We start from the raw sequence: 24326 nt of genomic DNA on the forward strand, positions 1-24326 counted from the left end.
TTTTTCCAACCTTTCCAGCAGGTGCCCCGTATGCAAAGTTCTCCTCCTGACGGCTTGCCTGTCTATCGGATTCTGACCGGCAAGGACGATGCCTCCTTCTGTCACCGAGTCTCAGAAGCCCTCGCACTGGGCTACCAGCTTTATGGCTCGCCAGCGGCCACTTTCAACGGTGAGTATGTCGTGGTGGCGCAGGCTATCATTTGGAACCCGGCAATCAGCCCGGCTCAATAAGCGAAGCGCGCGGCTTCGGTTCTGCGTCAGGCCTGTGTTCGACAAACGTTGCCTTTACTCTTTTGGACACCAGAATGTAAGGCACCCATACGACAACGGAAATCAATCCCCGTACAAATTCCTTTGTAGTGCTGGGGTCGAATATTGGTTCGTCAGGGACGATAAGCGAGACAATCCACGAGTCCACAGGCACAAAAGCAAAAGAGACAATAAGTGTGGCTATATACACTTTCGGGAATAGATAGTGCCTGGAGAAAAACAGATAGATCAGGTAGATGAACGTCAGGATCAACAGGGAGTTGAAGAGCGCCTCAAACACCACCAGTGCGGCCCATGCCGGGTTATACAGCTCTGAACCCGGGGTTATGACATGCGTGAAGGTGCCGTCTGTGAAGATGCCGTAATACAAGGGCCCGAAGGCGACTGCCACGCGCAGGGGAGTAACAATCAAACCCAGCCCAATTAATATCAGCCAGCCACCCAGCCCCTTCAGATCTTTATTTGTTTGCATATTCATTCCGTGATTTCCCGGCATCCATAGGCCACAAACAGCGCACGACTTTTCGCGCGGGATTTGTGGGTAACGTCGGGTGTAATAGTACGCTCCTTCAATCGCCGCCGTCTTCGTGCAAGCGCCGCTGTTCCCCGATTGGCAACAGCGGCGGTCGACGCTACTTGTAATGCTGCTCAAACACGGCGACTTGCTCCGGTTTAATCAGCTGAAACGGAACCCACACATCCGTCTCGACCGGCTCGCCCTTGATCATTTTCAGGGCGGCCTGCAGGGCGGCAGTGGCCTGGGCCTTGGGGTCCTGGAAGACCGATGCCACCAGCATTCCGCGCTTGATCGCGGCCAGCCCGTCGGGCAGGCCGTCGATGCCGACGATTGCGATTTCGCCCTTGGCTTTGCCAGCTTGCTGCAACGCCATCGCGGCACCAATCGCCATTTCGTCGTTGTTGGCCACGATCGCATCGAAGTGGGTGCCCGCCAGCAGCCAGTTGCTGGTCAGGTCCATGCCTTTGCTGCGCTGCCATTCCGCCGATTGCTGTTCGACGATCTTGATCTCGGGAAAGTCCTTGAGTACTTGTTTGACGCCTTCGGTGCGGTCGTGCGTGGCGTTTTGCGCCAGGTCGCCCATGATGATCGCGACGCTACCTTTGCCGTGTAGCTTCTCGGCGAGGTAGCGCATCTGCAATTGCCCGGCCTCGATGTCGTTGGACGCCACGGTGACGACGCCCTTGGGGAGTACGCGCTCGTCGGGGTGGCGGTTGACGTAGACCAGCGGCGTCTTCGCCTCGACGGCGGCGCGGGTCATGTTGGCGGTGGCGGCGGTGTCCACCGGCAAGACGATGACTGCGTCGACCTTCTGATTGATAAACCCCTGGACCTGATTGAGCTGGCGCACCACGTCGCCCTGGGCGTCTTCGAACTGGATCTGGACGCCTGCCTGTTTGGCCGCGTCTTCCAGGCCGCTGCGCACGTAGGTCATGAAGTTGTCGTCAACCCTGGCAATGCTCACGCCGATGCGATAACTGGCGGTAGCCCACTGGCTGAAAACGAGTAACAACGTGGCAAAAAGTAATGTGCTGCGACGCATGATGGTTTTCCTTTTGTTGTTATGAGTTGAAATTCATCAAGACAGGGTGAAGGCTTGCCGAAAGCGCGTGAGTGCCAGTTCGCTGTCGCCGCTGGCCCAGCCTTCAAGGCCCACGACACCGGTGTAACCCATGTCGTACAAGGCCCTGGCAATGGCGGGGTAGTGGATCTCGCCCGTGCCCGGTTCCTTGCGTCCCGGCACGTCGGCCACCTGGATTTCACCGATGGCGCTGCCGGCACGCTGGATCAGTTCGATCAGGTTTCCTTCGCCGATCTGCGCGTGGTAGAGGTCCAGGTTCATCTTCAAATGAGGGCTGCCCACTGCTTCGATCAGTGCCAGGGTGTCGTCGGCGCGGGCGAAGGGCGTGCCGGGGTGGTCCACCTCGGTATTGAGGTTTTCCAGCAGGAACACCCGGCCGGCGTCTTCGCCCAGGCGCGCGATTTTTTCCAGGGTCTTGCAGGCGCTCAGCCACATGCGTCCGCTGGTGTGGGCCACCGGTTTTACCGGCAACCCCCGGTCACCCAGGCCGGTGCCATGCAGGTTGAGACTCGGGCAATTGAGCTGGGCGGCGATGGCCAGGGATTCCCGGGCGCTGTCGAGCAGCTGCGCAATCTCGTCGGGGTCGGTCAGGTTGCCCGAGATGTAGCCCGTCATCGAGGTGAAGTCTGCACCGGTGGCGGCCAGGGCCGGGATGTCTTTGGTGGTCCAGCCCCAGATTTCGGCGCTGAAACCCAGCGCATGAATGCGTTTGACGCGTTCGGTGAAGGGCAGGTCGAGGAAGACCATTTCGGCGCTGACGGCCAGTTTGAAGGGCACGAAGCTCATGGGCGACCACCTTGCACACGCACGACTTTGCCTTGCTGGAACGACTCGATGCAGGCACGGGCAATGGCCAGTGCGGCGCGGGCATCTTCGCCGCTGGCGAGGGGTTTTTCGCCGCTGCGCAGGCACTCGACGAAGTGATTGAGTTCGGCCACGTAGGCGTCCCGCAGCAGATCGGTGTCCAGGCGCTGGGTATCGGCCTGGATGCCGCCGGCCACGTAGCGGACCAGGTCAGAGTCATGGACGCCGCCCATGGTCAACATTCCCGCGCTGCCGAACACTTCCCCGCGAACATCGTAGCCATACACTGCCTGGAAGTTCGCCTCGGCGGCGGCGATGGCGCCGTTGTCGAAGCGTATCGTGACCACGGCAGTGTCCAGGAAGCCTTTGCTTTTGTAGTCCGGTGCAATCAGCGCATCGGCCATGACAAACACGTCGACGGCTTCGGCGCCGGGGTTCAGGTAGCGCAGGGTGTCGAAGTCATGGATCAGGGTTTCGAGGAAGATCACCCATTGCGGTGAGGCGGCGGGATTGTTCAGTGCCGGGTCGCGCGTCAGCGAGCGCAGCAACTGCGGCGTGCCGATACGGCCGGCCACCACGTCCAGGTGGGCGGTGCGAAAGCTTTTGGCGAAGCGGCGGTTGAAGCCCACTTGCAGCGTCACCCGCGCATCTGCAGCGGCGGCGATGGCGCGATCGGCCTCGTCGAGGGTGATGGCCATGGGTTTTTCGCAGAACACCCCTTTGCCGGCGCGGGCGGCGCTGATTACCAGTTCGGCGTGGCTGCGAGCCGGGGCGGCGATCAGCACGCCGTCGATGTCCGGGTCGTCGAGCAGTTGCTGGGGATCGGTGTAGACCCGTTGCACGTCCAGCTCTGCCGCCAGGCGCGCGGCCTGACCGGGTGTGGGGTCGGCAATCGCGGCCAGGCAGGCACCGGGAATATGCCGGGCGGCCGTCAGGCCGTGAAAGCTGCCCATGCGGCCGGCGCCGATGAGGCCGAGGCGAATAGTCTTGGATGTGTTCATGAGGTGACTCCCTTTTATTGTTGTTGCGCAGGGGTTTCCTGCGGGTGCAAGTCAGGGAGCAAAGGCTGTGCCAATATTTAAGCGTTTGATATATAACGATTTAATATGATTTGTTTAAAAATACTGTTCATGTTTTAAACATGTCTATGCTTACATGTCTAAAACCTGAACACAGGAGCGGCGCGTGATCCCCCAGCCAATGGCCTTCAGCGAACAAGACCTCGACTACATCACCGCGCTTGGCCCGGCGCAGTTGAGCGAGGGACCGATTGCGCAACTGGAGCAGGCCTGGCAAGCGTGCCTGAAGGGCGGTGTCGATCGGCCCGCCGGGGTCAGGCAGGTGATTTGGGATTCCTGGCGGCGCAGTGTCAGCGCCGGGATCGATCCCGCCGACGGTGACTACCGGTTCGTCGCCCCCGACGATCTGGCCGCGACGCTGGCGGCCAACCGGGTGTTGATCGCGGCGGCGGCGCAGGTCATGCGCGGATTGCTGGCCTACAACCCCCGGGGTCATATCAACCTCACCGACGCTCACGGCACCACCCTGTATTTTTGCGGCCTGGACCTCACGCCGGTGGGCAGCCGGTTGCTGGAATCGGTGCAGGGCACCAATTGCACCGGGCTGGCGTTGGCCGAAGACCGACTGGTGTACGTGCTGGCCGAAGAGAATTTCGCGCGCGGCCTGCGTCAACGGCGCATGCATTGCGCCGCCGCCCCGATCCGGGATGCCCAGGGCCGCACGCTGGCGATGCTGACGCTGACCGCAGAGCCGGGCTGGTTCCACTTTCATACACTGGGCACCGTGCAGGCAGCGGCGGAAGCGGTCTCGCGGCAGATGGCGCTGCAGGCCTTGCTGGAAGAACAGCAAACCGTGCTGGAAGTCCTCAACGAAGGGCTGGTAGTGCTGGATGAGCGCGGCTGCATCAAGGCGCTCAACCGCTATGCCCGGCAATTGTTTCGCGTGGGCCGCGACCTGCTGGGCAGCCCGTTCCAGCGCCTGGGCCAAAGCGAACTGACCGATGAGATTTTGCTGCGTGGTGGGGAAGGGCTGCGGGACCTGGATTGCACCTTTGAGCTGCATGATCGCAGCCACCTGGCCTGCCTGGTTTCCGTGTGCCCGCTGGAGCAGGGCGGGCGAGTGGTATCGTTGCGCGAGAACCGGCGCATCCGGGAAATTACCCGGCGCATCATCGGTACCCAGGCCAGCTACACCTTCGACACCATCCAGGGCAGTTCCCGGGCGATTCAGGACGCTTTGCACCTGGGGCGGATCGCCAGTCGCAGTGATTCGACGACCCTGGTCCTGGGGGAAAGCGGCACCGGCAAGGAGCTGTTTGCCCAGGCGATCCACAACGCCAGTGACCGCTGCAACGGCCCGTTTGTCGCGGTCAATTGCGGTGCCATTCCGCGGGACCTGGTGCAGAGTGAATTGTTCGGGCACGTTGAGGGGGCCTTCACCGGATCGGCCCGCGGCGGGTCGGCCGGCAAGTTCGAACTGGCCGATGGCGGTACGATCTTCCTCGATGAGATCGGTGACATGTCATTCGACGCCCAGGTCAGCCTGTTGCGGGTCTTGCAAGAGGGCGAGGTGACGCGGGTCGGCGCCAAGCAGTCCCGGCAGGTGAACGTGCGCATCATTGCCGCGACCCACCGGAACCTGAGCCAGGCGGTGGCCGATGGCGCGTTCCGCGAGGACCTTTACTACCGGCTCAATGTATTGAACTTGACGGTGCCGCCGCTGCGGATGCGACGTGAAGATATACCGCTGCTGGCGCTTCACTTTCTCGGCCGTTGCGCGCGGTCGCTACGCAAGTCGGTACAGGGTATCTCGCCCGAGGCGCTGAATATTCTGTCGGCACACCAGTGGCCCGGTAACGTTCGTGAACTGGAAAACGCCATTGAGCGAGCCACCAACCTGGCCGTGAGCGACCAGCTTTTGCCGGGTGATCTGCCACTGGAAATCCAGCCGCGACAGCCGGCCGGCACCTCGGCAACTGCCCCAGAGCCCCGAACGACCCTCGACCTCGGTGCCCATGAAATGAACGCGATCATTGCCGCCCTCAAAGGCACGCGGGGCAACATCCGGCTGGCCGCACAACAGCTCAACGTTTCCCGTGGCGGGCTGTACAACAAGATGAACCGGTTCGGGCTGAGTGCCGATGCGTTTCGCTCAGGGCCGGGCGTTCTCTGAGGTCAGGATCTGCAAGGGAATGTAGTGGCGATGCCGGGCCGGATCGAAGTCTGGAGACGACTGCAATTCGATCAGCAAGTCGACGATGGCGGTGCCCAGCAGTCGTGGCTGGGAATCGATGACCAGGCTGACCAACCCTTCGGCCAGCGCCTTGCGCGACAGCTCGGTTGACTCCTGGAGGATGCAGCACAGTGACGGGCGTTTCGGCAGCTGTGACAGGGCGCTGATGACGCCGTCGCCGCCACCGCCGACCACGCACAAAGCGCGCAAGTCTTCATGGCGGGCCAACAGTTCCAGGGTCGCCTCTTCGGTGATGTCGCAATTGTCCAGGTTGATCACCGCTTCCAGCAATCGCAGCCCCGGGGCGTGCTCCTCCAGATAGCCGCGCAGCCCCTCGAGCCGCGCCTGATGCCCCAGAAAACGGTGCCCGCCCAGCAGCACGCCAATGCTGCCCTTGCGGGCGCTGGCCGTGTGCGCCACCAGCCAGCCCATGGTGCGGCCGACCTCATGGTTGTCCTGGCCCACGTAAGGTTCCTGCGCCGCCTCATCGATGTCCGACAGCAGGGCGATCACCGGCACACCGGCGTGCCTGATCTGGGCGATGGCGGCATTGATCAGCGGGTGGGCAAAGCTGACCACGGCGAGGCCGTCGCACTGCACGGCCAACTGTTCGATCTGGGCAATGATGGCGGTGGGGGAGCGGTCAAGCACGTAGTCGAATTGAACGCTCAGGTTGGCGCCCGACTCACGCTGCGCCGCCTCGGTGATGGCGGTGGCAACGTTGCCATAGAACGCCTGGGCGGTACCGAGCAGGAGGATGCCGAAGCGGTAGCTGGGGCGCCGCTCGCGGATCCGCTGGCCGATCAGCCGTGCGGCAAAATACCCGACGGCTTCGGCCGCCTGGAACACCTGCTCGGCGGTGTCCGGGTTGACCGGCGCCCGGGCGTTGAGCACCCGGTCTACGGTGGCGACACTCAAGCCGGCGTGCGCGGCAACGGTGGCAATGGTTGGGCGTTTATTGTTGTTCATGGCGAGCCCCTGCGAATGCCTTGATAGAAAACTATCAAGCTTCAATGGGGCTGGATGATAGCTTGATAGGGAATGTATTCAAGGGCTTGAGGGCAATCAGTGGGCTCTCTATCGTTTCTCTCAACGATGCGACCTCGCATCGAAGCAAGTGCCTGAAACCACCCAGCTTGCGGAGAACAATAAAATGCCTGAACAACACGCAGCCTATGAACATCCCGGTAGCCCCGCGCCTCGGGATTATCGGTTGACCGGCCCGGAAGCTGCCCGTGCGGTGCAAAAGGGGCTGGCCTCGGCCACCTGGTATCAATCTCCCATCCCGCGTAAACGCCTGAAAGAATTGATGCAGCGCCGTGATGGCCCAGCCTTGGTGGACACCGCCCTCTGGTTGCTGGCATTGGTCGTTACCGGGTTTGGTGGTTATTGGTTCTGGCGTTCCTGGGCCTGTGTGCCGTTCTTCTTTGTCTACGGCTTGCTGTATGGCACGGCCTCCAATGCCAGGTGGCACGAGACCGGCCATGGCACGGCGTTCAAAACCCGTTGGCTGAATGACGGGATCTACCAGCTGTCGAGCTTCATGTTCATGTTCGAGCCTCATGTGTGGCGCTGGAGCCACGCCCGGCACCACACCGACACCATCATCGTCGGGCGTGATCCGGAGATCGTCGAGCCGCGTCCACCGAGGCTGGTCAACATGGTGCTGAGCCTGTTCAGGATGCCCTATGTGTTCACCACGATGTGGTCGGTCTGCCGGCACGCCACTGGGCGGATGGCGGAAGAAGAGAGCACGTTTATCCCGGAGTCCGAGTGGCCGAAGATCTTCACGGCGGCGCGTATCTGGCTGTTGATCTACGGGCTGACGGTGGGCGCCGCGCTGTACTTGCACAGCTGGTTGCCGCTGATGTTTATCGGCCTGCCGACGCTCTACGGCGGCTGGCTTTCGTACCTGTTCGGCCTGACGCAGCATGTGGGCCTGGCCGAGGACGTGCTCGACCACCGCAGTAACTGCCGCACTATCTACATGAGTCCGCTGCTGCGTTTTCTGTACCTCGACATGAACTATCACCTCGAACATCACATGTACCCGATGGTGCCGTTCCATGCCCTGGCGCAGCTGCATGAGGAGATTCGTGATGACTGCCCGCCGCCCTATAACGGCCTGTTCGAGGCCTTGAAGGAAATCTTTCCGGCGATCTGGAAGCAGCGTAAAGACCCGACGTACTTCATCCGTCGCCCTCTGCCCGAGCGCGCAGAAACTGCCGCTGCCACTCAGGCAGAACCCGCCTGACGGCTTTCGGTTTCAACCCCCCTACAAGAGAGAAAACTGCCATGACCGATCAATGGATCGATGTCTGTGCCGTGGGCGATATAGACGAAGAAGACGTCATTCGTTTTGACCATGGCCAGCAGACCTACGCTGTCTACCGCTCTGCCGAGGACCGGTTTTTTGCCACGGCGGGCCTGTGCACGCACGAGTCCATCCACCTCGCCGATGGCCTGGTGATGGACCATGTGATCGAGTGTCCCAAGCACAACGGGCGGTTCGATTTCCGCACCGGCAAAGCCCTGGGGGCGCCGGTGTGCGTCAACCTCAAGACCTATCCGGTCCGGGTCGAGGCGGGGCGCGTCTTGCTCGCGATTGCGGTTTAACTGCCCGGAGGCTGTGCCATGAACCCTGCCAATGCTCCACTGGTTATTGTGGGCGCCGGACACGCCGGCGGCCGCGCGGCGTTGACCTTGCGTGCCGAAGGCTATTGCGGTCGCGTGATCCTGATCGGCGATGAGCCTCATCTGCCCTACGAGCGCCCGCCACTGTCCAAGGGGCTGTTGCAGGGCACGGTTGAACTGGCGAGTTGCAGTTTGTGCGACCCCGCCCGGCTCGCCGAACTGGAGGTCGAACACCTGGCGGGCAACCCGGTGACAGGCCTCGATCCGCAGCAGCATCGCCTGCGGTTCGCCGATGGCAGCGGGTTGCAGTACGCCCGCCTGTTGCTGGCGACCGGGGGCAGGGCGCGACGGTTACCCGGTGTGCCGGTGCACCTGGCCAATGTGTTTTATTTGCGAACCCATGATGAGGCATTGGCACTGCGTGCGTCGTTGCAACCCGGCGCGCGGGTGGTGATCATCGGCGGTGGCTTCATCGGGCTTGAAGTCGCCGCCACCGCCAGTGCCCTGGGTTGCGTGGTGACGTTGCTGGAAGCCGGGCCACGGCTGGCCGGGCGAGTCCTGCCGGAACGGGTTTCCAGTGCGCTGCTGGAGCTGCATCGCAGGCAGGGCGTGGACGTACGTTTGAACGTGGGCATTGAGTCGGTGCAAGGCGAGTGGGAGGCGGGGTCGGTACAGCTGGTTGACGGTGAAGTGCTGCCTTGCGACCTGCTCGTCGTCGGCATCGGCATGCAACCCAATATCGAGTTGGCCGCGGCGGCCGGTTTGGAGGTGGGGCAGGGCATTCGTGTCGATGCGCAGTTGCGCACCAGCGCGCCGGACATCTTTGCTGCGGGCGATGTGTGCGAGTTTCGGCTGCACCCCGAGGGCGTGTTCCAGCGCCAGGAAACCTGGCGCAACGCAGAAACCCAAGGCCGTCACGCCGCCCTGAACATGCTGGGAGGTGAGTTGCCCTTCGAGGTGATTCCGGGGTTCTGGTCCGATCAGTACGACTGGGGACTGCAAACCGTGGGGGTGATCAACCCCGCAGAACCGTCGGCCGGTCGGGCAACGCCGGGAGGCGGTTTCCTGCTGTTCTACCTTGATGCCGATCAACGCCTGCAAGGTGCGTGCGGCTGGGGGCAGGGCAACAGCATTGCCAAGGACATCAAGCTGTGCGAACGGCTGATCGCCAATCAGAACCCGCTGCCGGTGCACGCCTTGGCAGATGCCGGTGTGCCGCTCAAACAATTATTGAGGAACTGACATGCGCGATTTCCTGGTATTCCAGTCACTGTGGGCGATGCAAGATCACCGCGGCCAGTGCGATCTCACGATTGAAGCGCTGCTTGAGAAAATCGCCGCCGCAGGCTTCGACGGGGTCACCGACCATTTCTGGCTCGCACCCCAGGCCAAGCGGTTGCATGCCGCCGCCAACGCCCGGGGCCTGCATATCGAGGGGCAGGTGTTTCCGCAGACCGTGGACGATCTCGCGATGGCGCTCGACGCTGTCGCCCGCTATGGCTGTCATCACCTTACGCTTCAGGCAGACGTGCGGCCGCGGACGTTGTCCCAAGCGATGACACTGATCGAAGGTTGGCAGCAACTGGCTGAACAGGTGGACTTTCCCATCCTGCTGGAAACCCATCGTTATCGCCTCACCAGCGACCTGCCGTTCACCCTCGACCTGCTCGCAGAAATGCCGGACCTCAAACTCTTGGCCGACTTGTCTCACTATGTCGTTGGGCGCGAATTGCCCGGGTCAGCCGCCATGGAAGACGATGAGCAGATCCATACCGTCCTGCGCCACAGCTGGGGGTTTCATGGCCGGGTCAGCAACGGCGAACAGGTTCAGGTGCCCTTGAGCTTCGCCCAGCATCGCCCTTGGCTGGAGCGTTTCCTGGGCTGGTGGCGCTACGGGATCGAAGACTGGCTGGCCCGCCCCAACACGCCGGCAAGCCTGTCCTTTACCTGCGAACTCGGCCCTCCACCGTATGCCATCACCGGTGCCGACGGCCGCGATATCACTGATCGCTGGGCTGAAGCGTTGATGCTCAAGGCGCTGATGCGCGACATATGGAAAGACTGTCTGGCAAAGTCATCGGGGCCTGCATGAGTGTTGCAGTGGCTCAAGCACGGGCATTTGCGTGGTTAACACGTTAAAGTAACCCGCTCATGCGCCGATGAATTAAGACCTCTACCGCAATTGGAGATTTAACATGATCACTAACGTCAGCAGTCTCGCTTCAGTACCCAGCACTCCAAGCCCCGCCGGCGTTAGTGATGATTCCAAGACGCAAACCTCCACGACCTTGAGCGCAAGCCCGGGCGCAGATGCCAAGAGCGCACCTGCTGCCGGTGGTGGCCAGGCGGCTTCTACCTCGCAGGAGTCCGACACGGTCAAGGCGTTGAAGAAGCAAATCGCAGAATTGCAAAAGCAACTTCAAGAGCAGCAGCAGAACATGCAGAAGGCTCAGGCCAGCAATCAAAACGCCGACGCCAAAGCGGCCGCCGTGGCCGCTGCCCAGACGCAGATTGTCGCAACGTCAGCGGCGTTGCAGACGGCGTCTGCCGCGTTGTTGCAAGCCGTCACTGCCGAAGGTGGAAGCAGTACCGGTTCAATCGTCAGCACCACCGCCTGAGACGCAGCATAGCGTCGGGTGATTAGCCTCACTCAGCAAACGAACGTCAACGGAACTGCGTTTATGAAATACAGCTGGATCGCACTTGTCTTGCTGCTTTGTGCCTGCACAAGTGGCCCCTCCCGGGAACAACTGGCCGAGCAACGCTTATGGGAATACCAGTTGCTCACTCACCTCAACCACTTCAAGTCGTACCCTGAAGAAGCCCGTCTGCAAGGGCTGGCCGGGATGGTCAGGGTTAAATTTGTCGTTGATGCCAAGGGCAACCTGATACGCCACGAAATCGTCAGTCACACAGGCTCGGATCTTTTCGTAGGGGCCGTGGAGAAATTTGTTCCGGCCGCATCGCCAGTGCCTGCGCCTCCACCCTCAATGCTGCTTAAAGGCGAAATTGAGGTGGTGGCGCCCTTTGTATTCTGCCTGGACCAGACATGCACCGGCATGGCGCCACGCAGCTCCAGCAACAACGTCATCGCGCGCTGAGGGCAAATCCCGGGCAAAGAAAAGCCCGCGATGGGGAGCGCGGGCTTAAAGGTTTTCACCAGGAGCTGAGATAACCATAGGCGCCCGACTGTGAAAGGGATGTGAAAGGGCGCCAGCGCTGCACCCGATTCAGTAAGCGCCCGCTGCCGCCTTTGCACCGCTGACGATGGCGATGCCGGAGCTGCTGCCCAGTCGTGTCGCTCCAGCCTCGATCATTGCCCGGGCTGTCTCCAGGTCGCGCACGCCACCGGAAGCCTTCACCCCGATCTCGGCACCCACCACACCGCGCATCAGGCGCACATCCGCCAATGTCGCGCCGCCATGGCCGAAACCGGTGGAGGTCTTGACGAACGCCACGTTCAGCTCGCGGCACAGGGTGCAGGCATTGGTCTTCTGCTGGTCATCGAGCAGGCCGGTTTCGAGGATCACTTTCAGCGGCACCGCGCCGCAGGCCGCCAGCACCTGGGCGATGTCGTCACGTACCTGGTCCAGCAGGCCGTCCTTCAGCCAGCCGATGTTCAGCACCATGTCGATCTCGCCAGCGCCGGCCTCGATCGCAAGCTTTGCTTCATACGCCTTGGCCGCACTCAAGCCCGCACCTAGAGGGAAACCGACTACCGCGCAGACCAAAGGGGCGCCGCCGTGCAGGCATTCGGCGGCAAGCGGTACATTGGCGCTGTTGACGCACACGGACTTGAAGCCATGCTCGCGAGCCTCGGCGCACAGTTGGCGAATGCTCGCCTGGGAAGCATCGGCGGCCAGCAGGGTGTGGTCGATATAGGCCGCGAGCGGCAACGGATCAGTCGGCATGGCAAGTGTCCTGTAAGGAGGAGGTGCTGGGAAAAGCCGGTTTGTGTTAAGTTGGATGCATTAAATGTGAAATAAATAACATTGTAAATGGAATTTGTGACTGTCCTGATCAAGGGCGCGCATTCAACGAGGGTTGGAACGCAGTGGATTCAAAGAAAAGCGAAAGATTTCGGGCCATGCACAAGGCCTTGCAGGGCGAGTCGGCGATTCACCTGCGGGACATGGCCGCGTTGCTCGGCGTATCGGAAATGACCCTGCGCCGCGACCTGGCAGACAGCCCTCAAGGCCTGCGGTTGCTGGGCGGCCACGTGACCCGCAGCGGGCCGCCGGAGCCGGATTACCAGGTGGCCGAACAGGATCAGCGCCACGTCGCCGAGAAGCGTCAGATCGGCGCTCTCGCCGCCAGCCTGGTGCGGCCGGGCGACACGGTGTTTATCGATTGCGGCACCACCACGCCGTTTATCATCGAGGCGTTGCCGGATGACCTGGAGTTCACCGCGCTGTGCAATTCCCTCAACGTATTGCTCAAGCTCCAGCAAAAGCCCCACTGCACCATCATCCTCTGCGGCGGCACCTTTCACCGACGCAACATGGTGTTCGAGAGCCATGCCGAGGCGGGCATCCTCGACGGCATCCGCGTGGCCTGGGCGTTTATTTCTGCGGCCGGCGTCAGCGCGGCCCACGGCGTGACCTGCTACAACCTCAATGAAGTGGAGGTCAAGCGCCGGGTCATGGCGCGGGCGCAGACCTGCGTGCTGGTGGCCGACCACAGCAAGTTCGACGAGGTACGCGCGGCGCACTTTGCCGAGCTGTCGGACTTCCAGCGGGTGATCAGCGATGCCGGCCTTGAGGCGGCACAGCAGCAAGTGATCAAGGACAGCGGGGCGATCCTGCTGATCTGATTCAAGCGGTATTGTGATTTTTATTTCATTTGTTTGGAATTTAACAAATTAGCCTTGACACCCTCGGGAGCAAGGCATAGTTTTTCAAATGTGATCGCGGTTCACATTTGTGAGCGCAACCTCCTTGAAGGTCGCGCCCGAATCCTGACAACAATAAAAATAGGAATCACCATGCTCCAGATAGCCCGTAAACCTGTTCATGTGCTGGCCCTTGCACTGGCTGTCGCGGCCTCGGCGCTGGCGCTGAACGCCCAGGCCAAGGATCTGAAGATCGGTTTCAGCCAGGTCACCCTGCAATCTCCCTTCTATGTGCAACTGCGCGATGGCGCCAAGGCCGCAGCGGCCAAGGGCGGCGACGAGCTGATTTTCCTCGACGCCAACGGCGATATCAGCAAGCAGAACAACGACATCCAGGACCTGCTGACCCGCAAGGTCGACATCCTCATCATCAATGCCGTGAACCCCGACGCCGTAGGCGCTGCCCTCGACGCTGCCAAGCGCGCCAAGGTGCCGGTGATTGCCGTCGACCGCGCCATCAATGCCCCGGTGGCCACCACTATCGGCCGCAACAATGCCGAGATGGGCGAGTTGTCCGGCAAAGCCTTGCTCGCCGCCCTCAAGCAACGCGGCGTGACCAAGGGCAAGATCATCGAGATCCAGGGTGACGCCGGCGGCACCGTGATGAAAGAACGCCGCAAGGGCTTCCACACCGCCCTGGCCGGCACCGATTTCAAGATCATCGACGGCCCCTACAGCGAATACATGCGCGCCAACGCGGTCACGGCGATGCAGGATTTGCTGCAAGCGCACCCCGACTTGAAGGCGGTGATCGCGCATAACGACGACATGGCCATGGGCGCGCTGCAAGTGCTCACCGAAAGCGGCAAGAAAGACGTGCTGGTGGCCGGGATCGACGGCTTGTCCGAAGCCTTGAATGCCATCCAGAACGGCGATCAGTACGTGGCCACTGCCCTCAACGACCCGCGCTACCTGGGCGAGGTCGCCATTGAGGCGGCGCGGGCCCTGGCCGCCGGCAAATCGGTGCCGAACTTTGTCGACGCCGGCACCCAGGTGGTGACCAAGGCCAACGTGGCCGAGGTCAAGCATGACTCTACCTTCGGCGAATACCGCCCTGGCGCGCTCTAACGGATCTGCGTCGCCACCCTAAGGATTTTTTTGCCGGCACCTCTTGCGGGAGGTGCCCGTTCGAACGCACTCGTCATTCAACAGAGGAATTCACTGTGAAAGCTGCCGTCATGTACCAACCGGGCGATATCCGGGTTGAAGATGTTCCAAAACCTGCGGTCAAGGCCGGCCATGCGCTGGTCCGGGTCGCCGCCTGCGGCGTGTGCGGCTCGGATATCCCGCGCATGCTGAGCAAGGGCGCCCACGTGATGCCGCTGATCTGCGGCCATGAATTCGCAGGCTTCATCGAAGAGATCGGCAGCGGCGTCGAAGGCTATGCCATCGGCGAACTGGTGACCGTGCCGCCGATGATCCCGGACGTCAGCAGCGACCAATATGCCCGTGGGTTTCCGTCCCGATCGGAGCGCTACGATTACTTCGGCAGCCGCCGCGACGGCGCGTATGCCGAGTACGTCAACGTGCCGCTGAGCAACCTGATCAAGGTGCCCCAAGGCATGGACCCGATTGCCGCGTCCCTGGTGGACCCTGCGGCGATTGCCCTGCATGCGATCTGGAAAGCCGACTTCAAGGCCGGGCAGAGCGGGGCGGTGGTGGGTTGCGGGCCGATCGGCCTGTTTGCGATTCAATGGCTGAAGATCATGGGCGCCAAGGACATCGTCGCCATCGACATCGCCGAAGAGAAACTCTCCATGGCCCGCCAGGCTGGCGCCACACACACCCTGCTCAGCGGTGCGGCGGATGCCGAGCTGCCGCGTTGCCAACTGGTGATTGAAGCGGCTGGCCATCCAAGCTCGATCAACCAGGCCGTGCAACTGACCAAGGCTGGCGGGCACGTGGTGTTTATTGGTATTCCCACCAGCGACGTGGCCCTCAGTACCGCGACGTTCTCGCACTTCCTGCGCCAGGAAATCTCGCTGCACGGCGCCTGGAACTCTTTCTCGGCACCGTTCCCGGGCGACGAGTGGACGGCCTCCATCGACAAGCTGGCTTCCGGCGAATTGCAGTGGCAGTTCATGATTACCCACGACTTGCCGCTGGACGAATTGCCAGCGATGTTCAAGCGTTATGCCGATCGCAGTGAGGTGGCGGCCAAGGTGATTTTCCGCCCCTGAGCCACGCCGTTGATTGTGTGTCGCCAAGCCCGACAGCGCTGAGCGTTGCCGGGCTTAAAACAAAAAGCGTCGTCGTGACAAGACGCAGGAGGACTACCGATGACCTTGTTGTTGGGACTGGATTTCGGAACAGGTGGGGTGCGGGCCGGGTTGTATGACCTGCACAGCCATAAACTGGTACACGTCGCCGAGGCGCCGTATGCCACGCAATACCCGCAATTGGGCTGGGCCGAACAGGCGCCGGCGGATTGGTGGACGGCATTGGGCAAAGCCTGCCGGCAATTGATGGCCCAGGCCGGGCACCCGCAGGTGGCGGCAGTGTGCGTCGCCACCACGGCCTCCACGGTGGTGGTCGCCCAGGCGGACGGCCAACCCCTGGCCCCGGCATTGTTATGGATGGATTGCCGCGCCGCTGCCGAGTCGTCGCGCACCGCCCACGTCAGCCACCCGATGATGAACCAGGGCGGTGACGCGGTGGAATGGCTGGTGCCCAAGGCCATGTGGCTGGCCGAGCACGAGCCCCAGGTGTACCAGCGTGCCGAGCGTATCTGTGAAGCGGTGGACTGGATCAACTTCCAACTGACCGGGCGCTGGGTCGCCTCCCAATTGAATGCCAGCTGCAAGTGGAACTACGACACCCTGCAGCAGCGTTTTCCGGTGGAACTGTATGCCGAACTGGGCGTGCCGGAACTGGCGCAAAAACTCCCTCAGGAAGTGATCAAGGTCGGCGGGCGCATTGGCCCGTTGAGCGCCGATGCGGCCAACCATCTGGGCCTGGGCCGCGACACACTGGTGGCACAGGGCGGCATCGATGCCCACATGGCAATGCTCAGTGCCGGTACCACCGGCGCCGGCGAGTTGTTGTTCATCGGCGGCACCTCGGTGGTGCAGTTGATGCACACCCCGCAGCGCATTGATGTCCCGGGCATCTGGGGACCGTACCCAGGTGCGTTGCTCGACGGCCAATGGTTGATGGAAGGCGGGCAAGTCTCCGCCGGTTCGATCCTCAACTGGCTGGCACAAAAAATGTTCGGCCTCGACGATGCCGGGCACCAGCGCCTGATCCGTCAGGCCGCAGAACTCAAACCAGGCTCCACCGGCTTGCTGGTGCTCGATTACTGGATGGGTAACCGCACGCCATATCGTTCCCCGGACATGCGCGGGGCGATCATGGGCCTGTCGCTGAACCATGACCGGCATGACCTGTACCGTGCCTCGGTAGAAGCGATTGCCCTGGGCTCGGCGAACATCTTTCACACCTGGCGCTCCGAAGGTATCGAGATCACCCGTGTGGTCGCCGCCGGTGGTTTCCAGAAGAACCCGTTGTGGTTGCAGGCCACGGTGGACGCCACCGGTGTGCCGTTCGAAATGGTGCCCCACGACAACCTCACCCTGATCGGCACTGCCGCCGCTGCCGCCTGCGCCCTGGGCGAGTTCGGCACCTTGCAGGAAGCCGCTACCGACTTCACCACCATCGGCCGGCTGATCGAACCGGACCCTTACGCCCACGAGCAATACATCGAGCTGCTGGGCCGCTACCGCGCCGCCACCGACAGTGTCGCGCCCATCAGCTGCAAGCCGCCGGCGAACCGCACGCTCGGCGTAAGGCCAGCCGCATGAGCGCCCATCCTGAAGAGTCGTTCGCCACGCGGTTGTCGGCGGATTCCCAGCGCGATGACCTGATGGTCCAGGTGGCCAAGCTGTATTACGACCTGGAAAAGACCCAAAGCGATATCTCCCGGGAAACCGGGCTGACCCGCTGGCAAGTCAGCCGCCTGCTGCGCGAAGCACGGGATTGCGGGGTGGTGCGCATCGATATCGTCGCCCGCTCGGCGCGCCTGCCGCAGCTGGAAGTGGCCTTGCAACGGCGTTTCGGCCTGCGTGAAGCGCTGGTGCTGGATGTGGAGGATGCCGACACCGCACTGAACGTCGTGACCCAGGCCGCCGCCCGCTACCTGTGCAATTTGCAGCCGATGCCGGCGCTGATTGGTGTGTCGTGGGGCCGCACCCTGACCAAGATGGCCCAGTGGCTGGTGCCGCGCTGGAACGAAGGGGTCAACGTGGTGTTGCTGAACGGCGCGATCAATACGCGCTCGATGGGCGAGCCCAGTCATAACGTCGCGGAGCGCTTCGCCCAGGCTGCCCGTGGACAGGCCACGTTGCTGCCGGTACCGGCGATTCTCGGGCATGCCCATACCCGCGAAGCGCTGGAGCAGGACCCGGTGATCGCCCAGGTCTTGCGCCTCGGCCAACAGGCGCCGGTGGCGTGTTTCAGCCTGGGTGAGTTGTCTGATCATTCGGTGTTGATGGAGTCGGGTTACATCGACCGGCCATTGCTCGAAGAGTTGGAGCGCCTGGGGGCCGTCGGCGACATCATGGGGCGCTTTATCGGCATGGACGGCGAGCCGGTGATGCCCGAACTCGACGCCCGCACCCTGGGCCTGCCGTTGGCCGCGTTGCGCGACAAGGCCTGGTCCATTGCCGTGTGCGTCGGCGCGCAGAAGCACCGCATCGTGCACGCCAGCGTCAAGGCCGGCTACGTCAATGTGCTGGCCACCGACGCGGCCACCGCCCGCTATTTGCTGGAGCAGGATCATGAGTGAGTTGGCCCTGGATATCCGTCATGTCAGCAAGCGTTTTCCGCCCAATGTGGTGGCGCTGACCGACGCGTCCCTCGACGTTCGGCCGGGGGAGGTGCATTGCCTGCTGGGCGCCAATGGCGCGGGCAAAAGTACCTTGTTGAAAATCGTCGCCGGTGCCCATCGTCCGGATGGCGGCGAGATGTCGGTGGCGGGCCGGCGCGTGGAGTTGAAGAACCCGCAACAGGCACGCCAGGCCGGGATCGCGATGATCTATCAGGAACTCGACCTGATCCCGCAGATGACCGTCGAAGAGAACCTGATGCTCGGTTACGCGCCCCAGCGCTTCGGGATTATTTCCCGGGGCAAGCGCAGTGCCTTGGCCAAGGCCGCGCTGTTGCGGGTAGGGGCGAATTTTTCGAGTACGGATCGGGTGGGCAGCCTGTCGATTGCCAACCAGCAATTGGCGGCCATCGCTCGGGCGCTGACCTGTGAGGCCCGGCTGGTGGTGATGGATGAGCCTTCGGCGGCGCTGAACGAGACCGAACTCAAGCGGGTGTTCCAGGTGATCCGCGAGATCACCTCGGCCGGGGTGGCGGTTCTGTATGTCAGCCATCGCCTGAATGAAATCCGTGAGATCGGCGACCGGGTCACGGTGCTGCGTGCCGGGCGTACGTTGCAAACCCATGAGCTGGCGCAGATCGATGATCAGGCGCTGATCGCCGCCGTGGTCGGCGAACACCGCGACCTGCTGGAGCGCAGCCCGCGCCAGGCGCCCCGGGAAAACCTGGCGCTGAACATTCGTCGCCTGCAGGGCGAGCAGGGGCTGGACGTGCAGGGACTGGAAGTGCGCCAGGGCGAAATTGTCGGGCTTGCCGGGCTGAACGGAGCGGGGCGCAGCACCTTGCTCAAGGCCTTGTTTGGCGTGGGCCGCAACGACAGCGATGTCGAGCTGTTCGGCCAGCCCTATCACCCGCAAACCTCGCGCCAGGCCATCCGCCAGGGCGTGGGTTTGGTGCCGGAAAACCGCAAGACCGAAGGCCTGCTGCTGGATGCGCCGATCTACCGCAACGCCTGCCTGGTGCACACGCGGCACCTGAACTGGTTTTCCCATCGCCAGGCCAAGGACCGCGCCGGCCCAGTGCTGCAACGCTTGCAGACCAAGCTCGACAACCTGGAGCAACCGGTGCGCCAGCTCTCCGGCGGCAATCAGCAGAAAGTGGTCATGGCCAAGTGGGTGATCGACGGCGCGCGCCTGTTGCTGCTGGACGAGCCCAGCCGTGGCCTGGATGTCGGCGCCAAGGCCGACCTCTACGCCCTGGCCCGCAGCCTGGCGCAGGAAGGGGCTGCGGTGCTGGTGGCCAGCAGCGAGCTGGATGAGTTGTACGTCAATTGCGACCGCATCTGGGTGATGCATGAGGGGCGCAATGCGCTGTGCTTCGACCCCTTGAGTGCCAGCCGCGACCAGATCGACCAGGCCATCCTTATCGGTAAAACGAGTGTAGAACCATGACTATTGCGAGCAATCCAAGCCCGGTTTTCGATAAGCCTGTCGCCCTCGCCAGCCGCCGTCGCAGTGCGGTGCTGGAGTGGGTGATGCGCTACAACTTCGTGTTCATTTTCCTGTTTGCCGTGGGGGTGGCGACGTTCCTGTCGGATGACTTCCTGACCTTCGGCAACATCGCCAACCTGTTCCAGCAAGGGGCGATTGTCGGGATCATCGCCATCGGCATGACCTTCGTCATCCTCACGGCCAATATCGATCTTTCAGTGGGCAGCCTGTGTGCCTTCGGCGGGATCCTGGTGGCGGTGCTGCTGCAACAGCAGGTCAGCGGCTGGCTGGCGGTGCCGGCCACCTTGCTGGTGGGCCTGGCCATCGGCACCTTGATGGGCAGCCTGACGGTGTTTGGCAAGGTGCCGAGTTTTATCATCACCCTGGCCGGCTTGGTTTCGCTGCGCGGGGCCACGTTCCTGGCGTCCGACGGTGCGCCGATTGGCGGGCTGCCGGCCAGCTTTACGTCGTTCGGCTCGGCCATGATCGACATCTTGCCCAGCGCCGGCATTGCGTTCCCGGTGCTGGGGCTGATCTTTATCCTGATCACCGTCATCGCCTGGCTGGTGCTGCGCTACACGGTGTTTGGCGAGTACGTGCTGGCCACCGGCGGCAACCTGGAGGCCGCGCGGCTGTCCGGAGTACCGGTGCGTGCGGTGACGATTGCAGTGTTCGCCATCTGCGGCGGCCTGGCAGCGTTTGCCGGTTTGTTGATGACCTCACGCCTGCACGTCGGCCAACCGACCGCCGCCCAGGGCCTGGAGCTGGATGCGATTGCCGCCGTGGTGCTGGGTGGCACCAGCCTGTTCGGCGGGCGCGGCAGTGTGGTGGGCACGGCGGTGGCGGTGATGCTGCTGCAGGTGCTGCGCAATATCTTCAACCTGCTGGGGCTGGGCTCGTTCTACCAGATGGCGATCACCGGGGTGATCATCGTGCTGGCGATCCTGCTCAACCGGTTGATCGACCATTACGCCGGGCGTACCTGAGGACACCTTGATGAATGCACCGCTACCCGCGCCGATCAAGGCTGTGATCTTCGACATGGACGGCCTGCTGCTCGACACCGAAGGCATCTACACCGAAGTCACCCAGTTGATTGCCGACCGCTACGGCCGCACGTTTGACTGGAGCATGAAGCAGAACACTATTGGCCTGGGGGCCTATGAGCTGGCGAGCTACATCGTGCAGGCCGTGGGTTTGCCGATGAGCCCCGAGGCGTTCTTGCAGGAACGCACACCGTTGATGAATGCACGATTTCCCCAGGCGGCGGCGATGGCCGGGGCCCAGGCGCTGGTGCGGCACTTGTCGGTCCACGGTGTGCCGATTGCGGTGGGCACCAGTTCGTCGCGGCATTATTTCGAGCTGAAAACCACCTTGCACCGTGAGTGGTTCGCCTTGTTCGATGCGATCGTCACCGCCGATGACCCACAGGTAGGCGCTGCCAAGCCGGCGCCGGATATCTTCCTGGTGGCCGCCGAGCGGCTGGGGGTGGCGCCTGCGGACTGTCTGGTGTTCGAGGATTCGCCATTCGGCATCACGGCGGCCAAGGCGGCAGGGATGTACGCCGTGGCGATCCCGGACCCTGCGATGCCGCAAGAGAAGTTCCTGCATGCAGACGGTCGGCTGCTTAGCCTGGAGGCGTTTGACTTGCAGAGATGGGGGTTGCCGGCTTACCGCTGACTCGACGTTCGGTAGGTTGCCTCGTTGTTGGTGGGTGTATGGTAGACCGGGCAAACACCTGGATTATCTCTGGAGAGAGAGGTGACTATGAGCACTCCCATGCTGAACAAGCTGCATCTCAACGGCTACGACATCGTGCAGGTCAACAGCGGGCCGTGGCGGGTCTGTACCAAAGCTGATCGGCTGGCATCCTTCGGCTCCCGTGAGCAGGCACTGGCGTATGCTGCTGCACTGCCGGGGTACAAGGCGCGGTCGAGGCCTGCTGCCAATATTGGGTGAGAGCTTACGGTGGCGAGGGAGCTTGCTCCCGCTGGGCTGCGTAGCGGCCCCAAAATCCGGGGAGCGCTTCGCACTCCAGCGGGAGCAAGCTCCCTCGCCACAGCAAGCTCCCTCTGCCACAGCAAGCTCCTGGCAATAGTCTGGTGCGGCAGCCTAGACGAATGGCTGGCCGTGGAACCCGCGTGGCAGGCGCTGACGGCCTGGCAGGTCGGTCAGGCGCTGGGTCCAGGCACTGCGCCAGTCACCGGCGGCATGGGCGGCTTTGGACCTGCGCGCGGCGCGCCGGGCGGCGTTGCGTTGGGTGCGGCGGGCTTCCTTGAAGACTTCGGTGTTACGGCAGGTACGGCACTTGACCCGTTTCAGCTCGGTGCTGGAAGGGAGGTTGGTGCCGTGATGACCGCAGGCAAGATGGCCGGCGACCTTGAAGTGAATGACCATGTAAGCGTCTCCTTCTTGGGGGATGCGTCGCACCGGTAATCTGCTGATGCGCGCGGGCAGGGCGGCCAGCCATGGGCTGATTTCACCGCTCTGTCTTTTATGACAGTTCGCTGTCCCATGCGTTCGTTTGAGGGTATTTCACGCCCGCCGACACCCATAGCGCCTGCTGCTGTTCGCGACGCACCCGCTCGTTTATCCTCCGGTCACACACACAATGTGACTGGAGTGGAAGATGAGCAATCAAGAGTCCCAGGAAGGCGGCTGCCGTTGCGATCGGGTACGTTTTATCGTGACGGAAAAACCACTGATCACCATGGCGTGCCACTGCATCGGCTGCCAGAAGATGTCATCCAGCGCGTTCTCCCTGAGCGCGCTGATCCCCAGCAGCGGCTTCACCATCACCCAGGGCAACCCGGTGATCGGCGGGCTGCACGGCGTAGACCGCCATTACTGCTGCCCCCACTGCATGAGCTGGATGTTTTCCCGCCCCAATGGCGTGGAAGACTTGATCAACCTGCGGCCGACGATGCTGGATGACGTGAGCGATTACGTGCCGTTCATTGAAACCTGGACCAGTGAAAAGCTGCCATGGGCGACGACCCCGGCCCAGCACAGCTTTGCGCAGCTCCCGGAGCGGGAGAATTTCCCGGCATTGATACAGGCGTACGCTGAACTCAACGCCGGTTGAATCAACCTATCAGGGCCAGCAGGTCGGTATCGCCCACGTCGCGCCCGGCCTGTGTCAGCAGCGTCGTCACCTGGCCCCGGTGGTGGGTCTGGTGATTGAAGAAGTGCACGAGCAGTGCATGAAAATTCTTGTTCATGGCTGTGCCTGACATGTTGCGGTACTGCAAGGGCTGATCCAGATCCGCTTCAGTGATCGTTTGCACCCAGTCGATCATGAGCTGGTCGAGCCAGGCGCGGTGGGCCGACAGTTCGCGAATGTCGGCGAAGGCCAGTTGATTCAGGCGTGGCGGCAACTCCAAAGCGCTTAACGGCGCCAGTGCGGTAAATCCCGCCGGATGCTCGGCGAAGCGCTTGAGCCAGACCCGGTCGCCCAGGGCGAGGTGGTTCAGCGTGCCCAGGATCGAGCCGAAAAACGCGCCACGGTCGGCAAGCAAATCCTCATCGCTCAGGCCGCCGGCCGCCTCGTACACCTTGCGGTTCATCCACTGGTTGTAGGTCGCCATCAGGGCGATATGCTCGGTACGGGTCATGTCGGGGCTTCCTCCGTGGGCGGTGGTGCCATGATAAAGCGTGCCTGCCGGGCGGTCATGGTGTTCTGGCGCAGCGGGTCTATTGTTGTTGATCTGGAACTCTGCGCCCTGGGAGGGTGACACCATGAATACTGGCGATCTACTGGAACAATTGCTGCGCGCTGGCCAGGCCTCGACGAGCCAGCAGGGCGGCTCTGCACCGGGGGCTCAGGGTGGGCTCGGTGGCTTGGGCGGGCTGCTCGGTGGTTTACTGGGCGGCAGTGGTACTTCTGCCTCCGGCGGTGGCGGCCTGGGCGGTTTGCTCGGCGGCCTGGGCGGCATGCTGGGTGGAACCCGGGCGGCGCCCCAGGGGCGTACTGGCGGCACCAATTACGCGGCGCTGGCGTCGTTGGGCATGATGGCGTTCCAGGCGTATCAGGCCTGGCAGCGCCAACAGGCATCGGCGCCGCAGCAGGCGTTGCAAACGGTGGATCAACTGTCTGGCGCGCAAGTCGAAGAGCACAGCCACGCCGTGTTGCGCGCGTTGATCGCGGCGGCGAAGGCCGATGGCGAGATTGATCAGCGGGAGCAGCAGATGATCTCGGCCGAGATCGGCAAGCACACCGATGACCCGCAATTGCAGGCGTGGCTGGATGCCGAGGTGGCCAAGCCGCTGAATGCGGCGGATTTTGCCGAGTTTGCCGGCGACCCGGCGGTGGCGTCCGAGGTGTACCTGGTCAGCGTGCTGATGGTGGATGACCAGCAGGAGGCGGAGCGCAATTATCTGGATGAACTGGCGGCGCAGTTGAAGATTGATCCCGCCTTGCAAGTGCATCTGGAGCAGCAGGCCAAGGGGCAGGTTTAAATCGCTATTTACGGTCATACCAAACCTGTGGCGAGGGAGCTTGCTCCCGCTGGGCTGCGCAGCAGACCCAAAACAATCGACCGTGTGCTTTCAGATAGAAATCGGTCG

27 protein-coding genes are annotated in these 24326 nt (G+C 62.6%); 19 read left to right on the forward strand and 8 right to left on the reverse strand.

Annotation, left to right across the window (positions count from 1 at the left end):
• Positions 1 to 30 precede the first annotated feature (30 nt).
• The gene (locus HX875_RS04215; protein WP_177041894.1) at positions 31 to 231 is read left to right on the forward strand and encodes a DUF1737 domain-containing protein; all 201 of its coding nucleotides are present in this window, start codon (positions 31 to 33) and stop codon (positions 229 to 231) included.
• On the opposite strand, the gene HX875_RS04220 is transcribed toward HX875_RS04215, so the two are convergent.
• From HX875_RS04220 to HX875_RS04235, 4 genes are all read right to left on the reverse strand, one after another.
• A complete protein-coding gene (locus HX875_RS04220) occupies positions 215 to 748 on the reverse strand; it encodes a DUF2569 domain-containing protein (protein WP_371321470.1) in 534 nt (177 codons plus the stop codon). The genes HX875_RS04215 and HX875_RS04220 overlap by 17 nt on opposite strands.
• 154 nt (positions 749 to 902) lie before the next feature.
• Complete coding sequence (locus HX875_RS04225) at positions 903 to 1829, reverse strand: sugar ABC transporter substrate-binding protein (RefSeq protein WP_177041896.1); 927 nt, start codon at positions 1827 to 1829, stop codon at positions 903 to 905.
• Between the two features lie 36 nt (positions 1830 to 1865).
• Positions 1866 to 2654, reverse strand: a complete 789-nt coding sequence (locus tag HX875_RS04230) for a TIM barrel protein (protein WP_177041898.1) — start codon at positions 2652 to 2654, stop codon at positions 1866 to 1868.
• Positions 2651 to 3673, reverse strand: a complete 1023-nt coding sequence (locus tag HX875_RS04235) for a Gfo/Idh/MocA family oxidoreductase (RefSeq protein WP_177041900.1) — start codon at positions 3671 to 3673, stop codon at positions 2651 to 2653. The genes HX875_RS04230 and HX875_RS04235 overlap by 4 nt, the downstream gene beginning before the upstream one ends.
• 199 nt (positions 3674 to 3872) lie before the next feature.
• Here HX875_RS04235 and HX875_RS04240 point away from each other — a divergent pair, with 199 nt between their 5' ends.
• Positions 3873 to 5864: a sigma-54 interaction domain-containing protein gene (locus HX875_RS04240; RefSeq protein WP_177041977.1), complete on the forward strand. Its 1992-nt coding sequence runs from the start codon at positions 3873 to 3875 to the stop codon at positions 5862 to 5864.
• On the opposite strand, the gene HX875_RS04245 is transcribed toward HX875_RS04240, so the two are convergent.
• The gene (locus tag HX875_RS04245) at positions 5844 to 6893 is read right to left on the reverse strand and encodes a LacI family DNA-binding transcriptional regulator (RefSeq protein WP_177041902.1); all 1050 of its coding nucleotides are present in this window, start codon (positions 6891 to 6893) and stop codon (positions 5844 to 5846) included. The genes HX875_RS04240 and HX875_RS04245 overlap by 21 nt on opposite strands.
• A 184-nt stretch (positions 6894 to 7077) precedes the next feature.
• On the opposite strand from HX875_RS04245, the gene HX875_RS04250 reads away from it, so the two are divergent.
• The 6 genes from HX875_RS04250 to HX875_RS04275 all read left to right on the forward strand — a co-directional run bounded on the left by HX875_RS04250 (position 7078) and on the right by HX875_RS04275 (position 11659).
• Positions 7078 to 8178: a fatty acid desaturase family protein gene (locus HX875_RS04250; RefSeq protein WP_177041904.1), complete on the forward strand. Its 1101-nt coding sequence runs from the start codon at positions 7078 to 7080 to the stop codon at positions 8176 to 8178.
• Positions 8179 to 8219: 41 nt separating this feature from the next.
• A complete protein-coding gene (locus HX875_RS04255) occupies positions 8220 to 8540 on the forward strand; it encodes a MocE family 2Fe-2S type ferredoxin (protein ID WP_177041907.1) in 321 nt (106 codons plus the stop codon).
• A gap of 18 nt (positions 8541 to 8558) precedes the next feature.
• Positions 8559 to 9800, forward strand: a complete 1242-nt coding sequence (locus HX875_RS04260) for an NAD(P)/FAD-dependent oxidoreductase (RefSeq protein ID WP_177041909.1) — start codon at positions 8559 to 8561, stop codon at positions 9798 to 9800.
• A 1-nt stretch (position 9801) separates the two neighbouring features.
• Complete coding sequence (locus HX875_RS04265; protein ID WP_177041911.1) at positions 9802 to 10650, forward strand: sugar phosphate isomerase/epimerase family protein; 849 nt, start codon at positions 9802 to 9804, stop codon at positions 10648 to 10650.
• A gap of 103 nt (positions 10651 to 10753) precedes the next feature.
• Entirely contained in the window at positions 10754 to 11176 is a 423-nt protein-coding gene (locus tag HX875_RS04270; protein WP_177041913.1) for a hypothetical protein, read from the forward strand.
• A gap of 63 nt (positions 11177 to 11239) precedes the next feature.
• Positions 11240 to 11659 carry a TonB family protein gene (locus tag HX875_RS04275; protein ID WP_177041916.1) on the forward strand — a complete coding sequence of 140 codons (420 nt, stop codon included), beginning with the start codon at positions 11240 to 11242 and terminating at the stop codon, positions 11657 to 11659.
• A 129-nt stretch (positions 11660 to 11788) separates the two neighbouring features.
• On the opposite strand, the gene deoC is transcribed toward HX875_RS04275, so the two are convergent.
• Positions 11789 to 12469, reverse strand: coding sequence for a deoxyribose-phosphate aldolase (gene deoC / locus HX875_RS04280; protein ID WP_177041918.1), 681 nt, complete (start codon positions 12467 to 12469; stop codon positions 11789 to 11791).
• A 143-nt stretch (positions 12470 to 12612) separates the two neighbouring features.
• Here deoC and deoR point away from each other — a divergent pair, with 143 nt between their 5' ends.
• The 9 genes from deoR (at position 12613) to HX875_RS04325 (ending at position 21719) form a co-directional block, all read left to right on the forward strand.
• A complete protein-coding gene (deoR, locus tag HX875_RS04285; protein WP_177041920.1) occupies positions 12613 to 13371 on the forward strand; it encodes a DNA-binding transcriptional repressor DeoR in 759 nt (252 codons plus the stop codon).
• Positions 13372 to 13542: 171 nt separating this feature from the next.
• Positions 13543 to 14517 (forward strand): substrate-binding domain-containing protein, encoded by a 975-nt coding sequence (locus tag HX875_RS04290; RefSeq protein ID WP_177041922.1) that lies wholly within the window; start codon positions 13543 to 13545, stop codon positions 14515 to 14517.
• A gap of 95 nt (positions 14518 to 14612) precedes the next feature.
• Positions 14613 to 15629 (forward strand): galactitol-1-phosphate 5-dehydrogenase, encoded by a 1017-nt coding sequence (locus HX875_RS04295; protein WP_371321471.1) that lies wholly within the window; start codon positions 14613 to 14615, stop codon positions 15627 to 15629.
• A gap of 99 nt (positions 15630 to 15728) precedes the next feature.
• A complete protein-coding gene (locus HX875_RS04300; protein WP_177041925.1) occupies positions 15729 to 17249 on the forward strand; it encodes an FGGY-family carbohydrate kinase in 1521 nt (506 codons plus the stop codon).
• The gene (locus HX875_RS04305) at positions 17246 to 18232 is read left to right on the forward strand and encodes a sugar-binding transcriptional regulator (RefSeq protein WP_177041927.1); all 987 of its coding nucleotides are present in this window, start codon (positions 17246 to 17248) and stop codon (positions 18230 to 18232) included. The genes HX875_RS04300 and HX875_RS04305 overlap by 4 nt, the downstream gene beginning before the upstream one ends.
• Positions 18225 to 19721 carry a sugar ABC transporter ATP-binding protein gene (locus HX875_RS04310; protein ID WP_177041928.1) on the forward strand — a complete coding sequence of 499 codons (1497 nt, stop codon included), beginning with the start codon at positions 18225 to 18227 and terminating at the stop codon, positions 19719 to 19721. Before HX875_RS04305 ends, HX875_RS04310 begins: the two co-directional genes overlap by 8 nt.
• Positions 19718 to 20746: an ABC transporter permease gene (locus HX875_RS04315; protein ID WP_177041930.1), complete on the forward strand. Its 1029-nt coding sequence runs from the start codon at positions 19718 to 19720 to the stop codon at positions 20744 to 20746. The genes HX875_RS04310 and HX875_RS04315 overlap by 4 nt, the downstream gene beginning before the upstream one ends.
• A 10-nt stretch (positions 20747 to 20756) precedes the next feature.
• Positions 20757 to 21440 (forward strand): HAD-IA family hydrolase, encoded by a 684-nt coding sequence (locus HX875_RS04320; RefSeq protein ID WP_177041932.1) that lies wholly within the window; start codon positions 20757 to 20759, stop codon positions 21438 to 21440.
• An 87-nt stretch (positions 21441 to 21527) separates the two neighbouring features.
• Positions 21528 to 21719 (forward strand): DUF2188 domain-containing protein, encoded by a 192-nt coding sequence (locus HX875_RS04325; RefSeq protein ID WP_177041934.1) that lies wholly within the window; start codon positions 21528 to 21530, stop codon positions 21717 to 21719.
• Between the two features lie 153 nt (positions 21720 to 21872).
• Here the strand turns inward: HX875_RS04325 and HX875_RS04330 are convergent, their stop codons facing one another.
• Positions 21873 to 22157 (reverse strand): hypothetical protein, encoded by a 285-nt coding sequence (locus HX875_RS04330; protein ID WP_177041935.1) that lies wholly within the window; start codon positions 22155 to 22157, stop codon positions 21873 to 21875.
• 232 nt (positions 22158 to 22389) lie between these two features.
• Here HX875_RS04330 and HX875_RS04335 point away from each other — a divergent pair, with 232 nt between their 5' ends.
• Complete coding sequence (locus tag HX875_RS04335; RefSeq protein WP_177041937.1) at positions 22390 to 22845, forward strand: GFA family protein; 456 nt, start codon at positions 22390 to 22392, stop codon at positions 22843 to 22845.
• Position 22846: 1 nt separating this feature from the next.
• On the opposite strand, the gene HX875_RS04340 is transcribed toward HX875_RS04335, so the two are convergent.
• On the reverse strand, positions 22847 to 23374 hold the full coding sequence (locus HX875_RS04340) for a DinB family protein (protein WP_177041939.1): 528 nt from the start codon (positions 23372 to 23374) through the stop codon (positions 22847 to 22849).
• Positions 23375 to 23498: 124 nt separating this feature from the next.
• Between HX875_RS04340 and HX875_RS04345 the strand changes: the two genes are divergently transcribed.
• Positions 23499 to 24218: a tellurite resistance TerB family protein gene (locus HX875_RS04345; protein WP_177041941.1), complete on the forward strand. Its 720-nt coding sequence runs from the start codon at positions 23499 to 23501 to the stop codon at positions 24216 to 24218.
• Positions 24219 to 24326: the final 108 nt, after the last annotated feature.

The sequence above is a fragment of the Pseudomonas yamanorum genome, from assembly GCF_013386765.1.
GTDB lineage: Bacteria > Pseudomonadota > Gammaproteobacteria > Pseudomonadales > Pseudomonadaceae > Aquipseudomonas > Aquipseudomonas yamanorum_A.

Bases quoted from the DNA above. Each gene is read 5' to 3' on its own strand.
- HX875_RS04215 (WP_177041894.1), top strand. From the start codon at position 31: ATGCAAAGTTCTCCTCCTGACGGCTTGCCTGTCTATCGGATTCTGACC.
- HX875_RS04220 (WP_371321470.1), bottom strand. From the start codon at position 748: ATGAATATGCAAACAAATAAAGATCTGAAGGGGCTGGGTGGCTGGCTG.
- HX875_RS04225 (WP_177041896.1), bottom strand. From the start codon at position 1,829: ATGCGTCGCAGCACATTACTTTTTGCCACGTTGTTACTCGTTTTCAGC.
- HX875_RS04230 (WP_177041898.1), bottom strand. From the start codon at position 2,654: ATGAGCTTCGTGCCCTTCAAACTGGCCGTCAGCGCCGAAATGGTCTTC.
- HX875_RS04235 (WP_177041900.1), bottom strand. From the start codon at position 3,673: ATGAACACATCCAAGACTATTCGCCTCGGCCTCATCGGCGCCGGCCGC.
- HX875_RS04240 (WP_177041977.1), top strand. From the start codon at position 3,873: ATGGCCTTCAGCGAACAAGACCTCGACTACATCACCGCGCTTGGCCCG.
- HX875_RS04245 (WP_177041902.1), bottom strand. From the start codon at position 6,893: ATGAACAACAATAAACGCCCAACCATTGCCACCGTTGCCGCGCACGCC.
- HX875_RS04250 (WP_177041904.1), top strand. From the start codon at position 7,078: ATGCCTGAACAACACGCAGCCTATGAACATCCCGGTAGCCCCGCGCCT.
- HX875_RS04255 (WP_177041907.1), top strand. From the start codon at position 8,220: ATGACCGATCAATGGATCGATGTCTGTGCCGTGGGCGATATAGACGAA.
- HX875_RS04260 (WP_177041909.1), top strand. From the start codon at position 8,559: ATGAACCCTGCCAATGCTCCACTGGTTATTGTGGGCGCCGGACACGCC.
- HX875_RS04265 (WP_177041911.1), top strand. From the start codon at position 9,802: ATGCGCGATTTCCTGGTATTCCAGTCACTGTGGGCGATGCAAGATCAC.
- HX875_RS04270 (WP_177041913.1), top strand. From the start codon at position 10,754: ATGATCACTAACGTCAGCAGTCTCGCTTCAGTACCCAGCACTCCAAGC.
- HX875_RS04275 (WP_177041916.1), top strand. From the start codon at position 11,240: ATGAAATACAGCTGGATCGCACTTGTCTTGCTGCTTTGTGCCTGCACA.
- deoC (WP_177041918.1), bottom strand. From the start codon at position 12,469: ATGCCGACTGATCCGTTGCCGCTCGCGGCCTATATCGACCACACCCTG.
- HX875_RS04290 (WP_177041922.1), top strand. From the start codon at position 13,543: ATGCTCCAGATAGCCCGTAAACCTGTTCATGTGCTGGCCCTTGCACTG.
- HX875_RS04300 (WP_177041925.1), top strand. From the start codon at position 15,729: ATGACCTTGTTGTTGGGACTGGATTTCGGAACAGGTGGGGTGCGGGCC.
- HX875_RS04305 (WP_177041927.1), top strand. From the start codon at position 17,246: ATGAGCGCCCATCCTGAAGAGTCGTTCGCCACGCGGTTGTCGGCGGAT.
- HX875_RS04310 (WP_177041928.1), top strand. From the start codon at position 18,225: ATGAGTGAGTTGGCCCTGGATATCCGTCATGTCAGCAAGCGTTTTCCG.
- HX875_RS04315 (WP_177041930.1), top strand. From the start codon at position 19,718: ATGACTATTGCGAGCAATCCAAGCCCGGTTTTCGATAAGCCTGTCGCC.
- HX875_RS04320 (WP_177041932.1), top strand. From the start codon at position 20,757: ATGAATGCACCGCTACCCGCGCCGATCAAGGCTGTGATCTTCGACATG.
- HX875_RS04325 (WP_177041934.1), top strand. From the start codon at position 21,528: ATGAGCACTCCCATGCTGAACAAGCTGCATCTCAACGGCTACGACATC.
- HX875_RS04330 (WP_177041935.1), bottom strand. From the start codon at position 22,157: ATGGTCATTCACTTCAAGGTCGCCGGCCATCTTGCCTGCGGTCATCAC.
- HX875_RS04335 (WP_177041937.1), top strand. From the start codon at position 22,390: ATGAGCAATCAAGAGTCCCAGGAAGGCGGCTGCCGTTGCGATCGGGTA.
- HX875_RS04340 (WP_177041939.1), bottom strand. From the start codon at position 23,374: ATGACCCGTACCGAGCATATCGCCCTGATGGCGACCTACAACCAGTGG.
- HX875_RS04345 (WP_177041941.1), top strand. From the start codon at position 23,499: ATGAATACTGGCGATCTACTGGAACAATTGCTGCGCGCTGGCCAGGCC.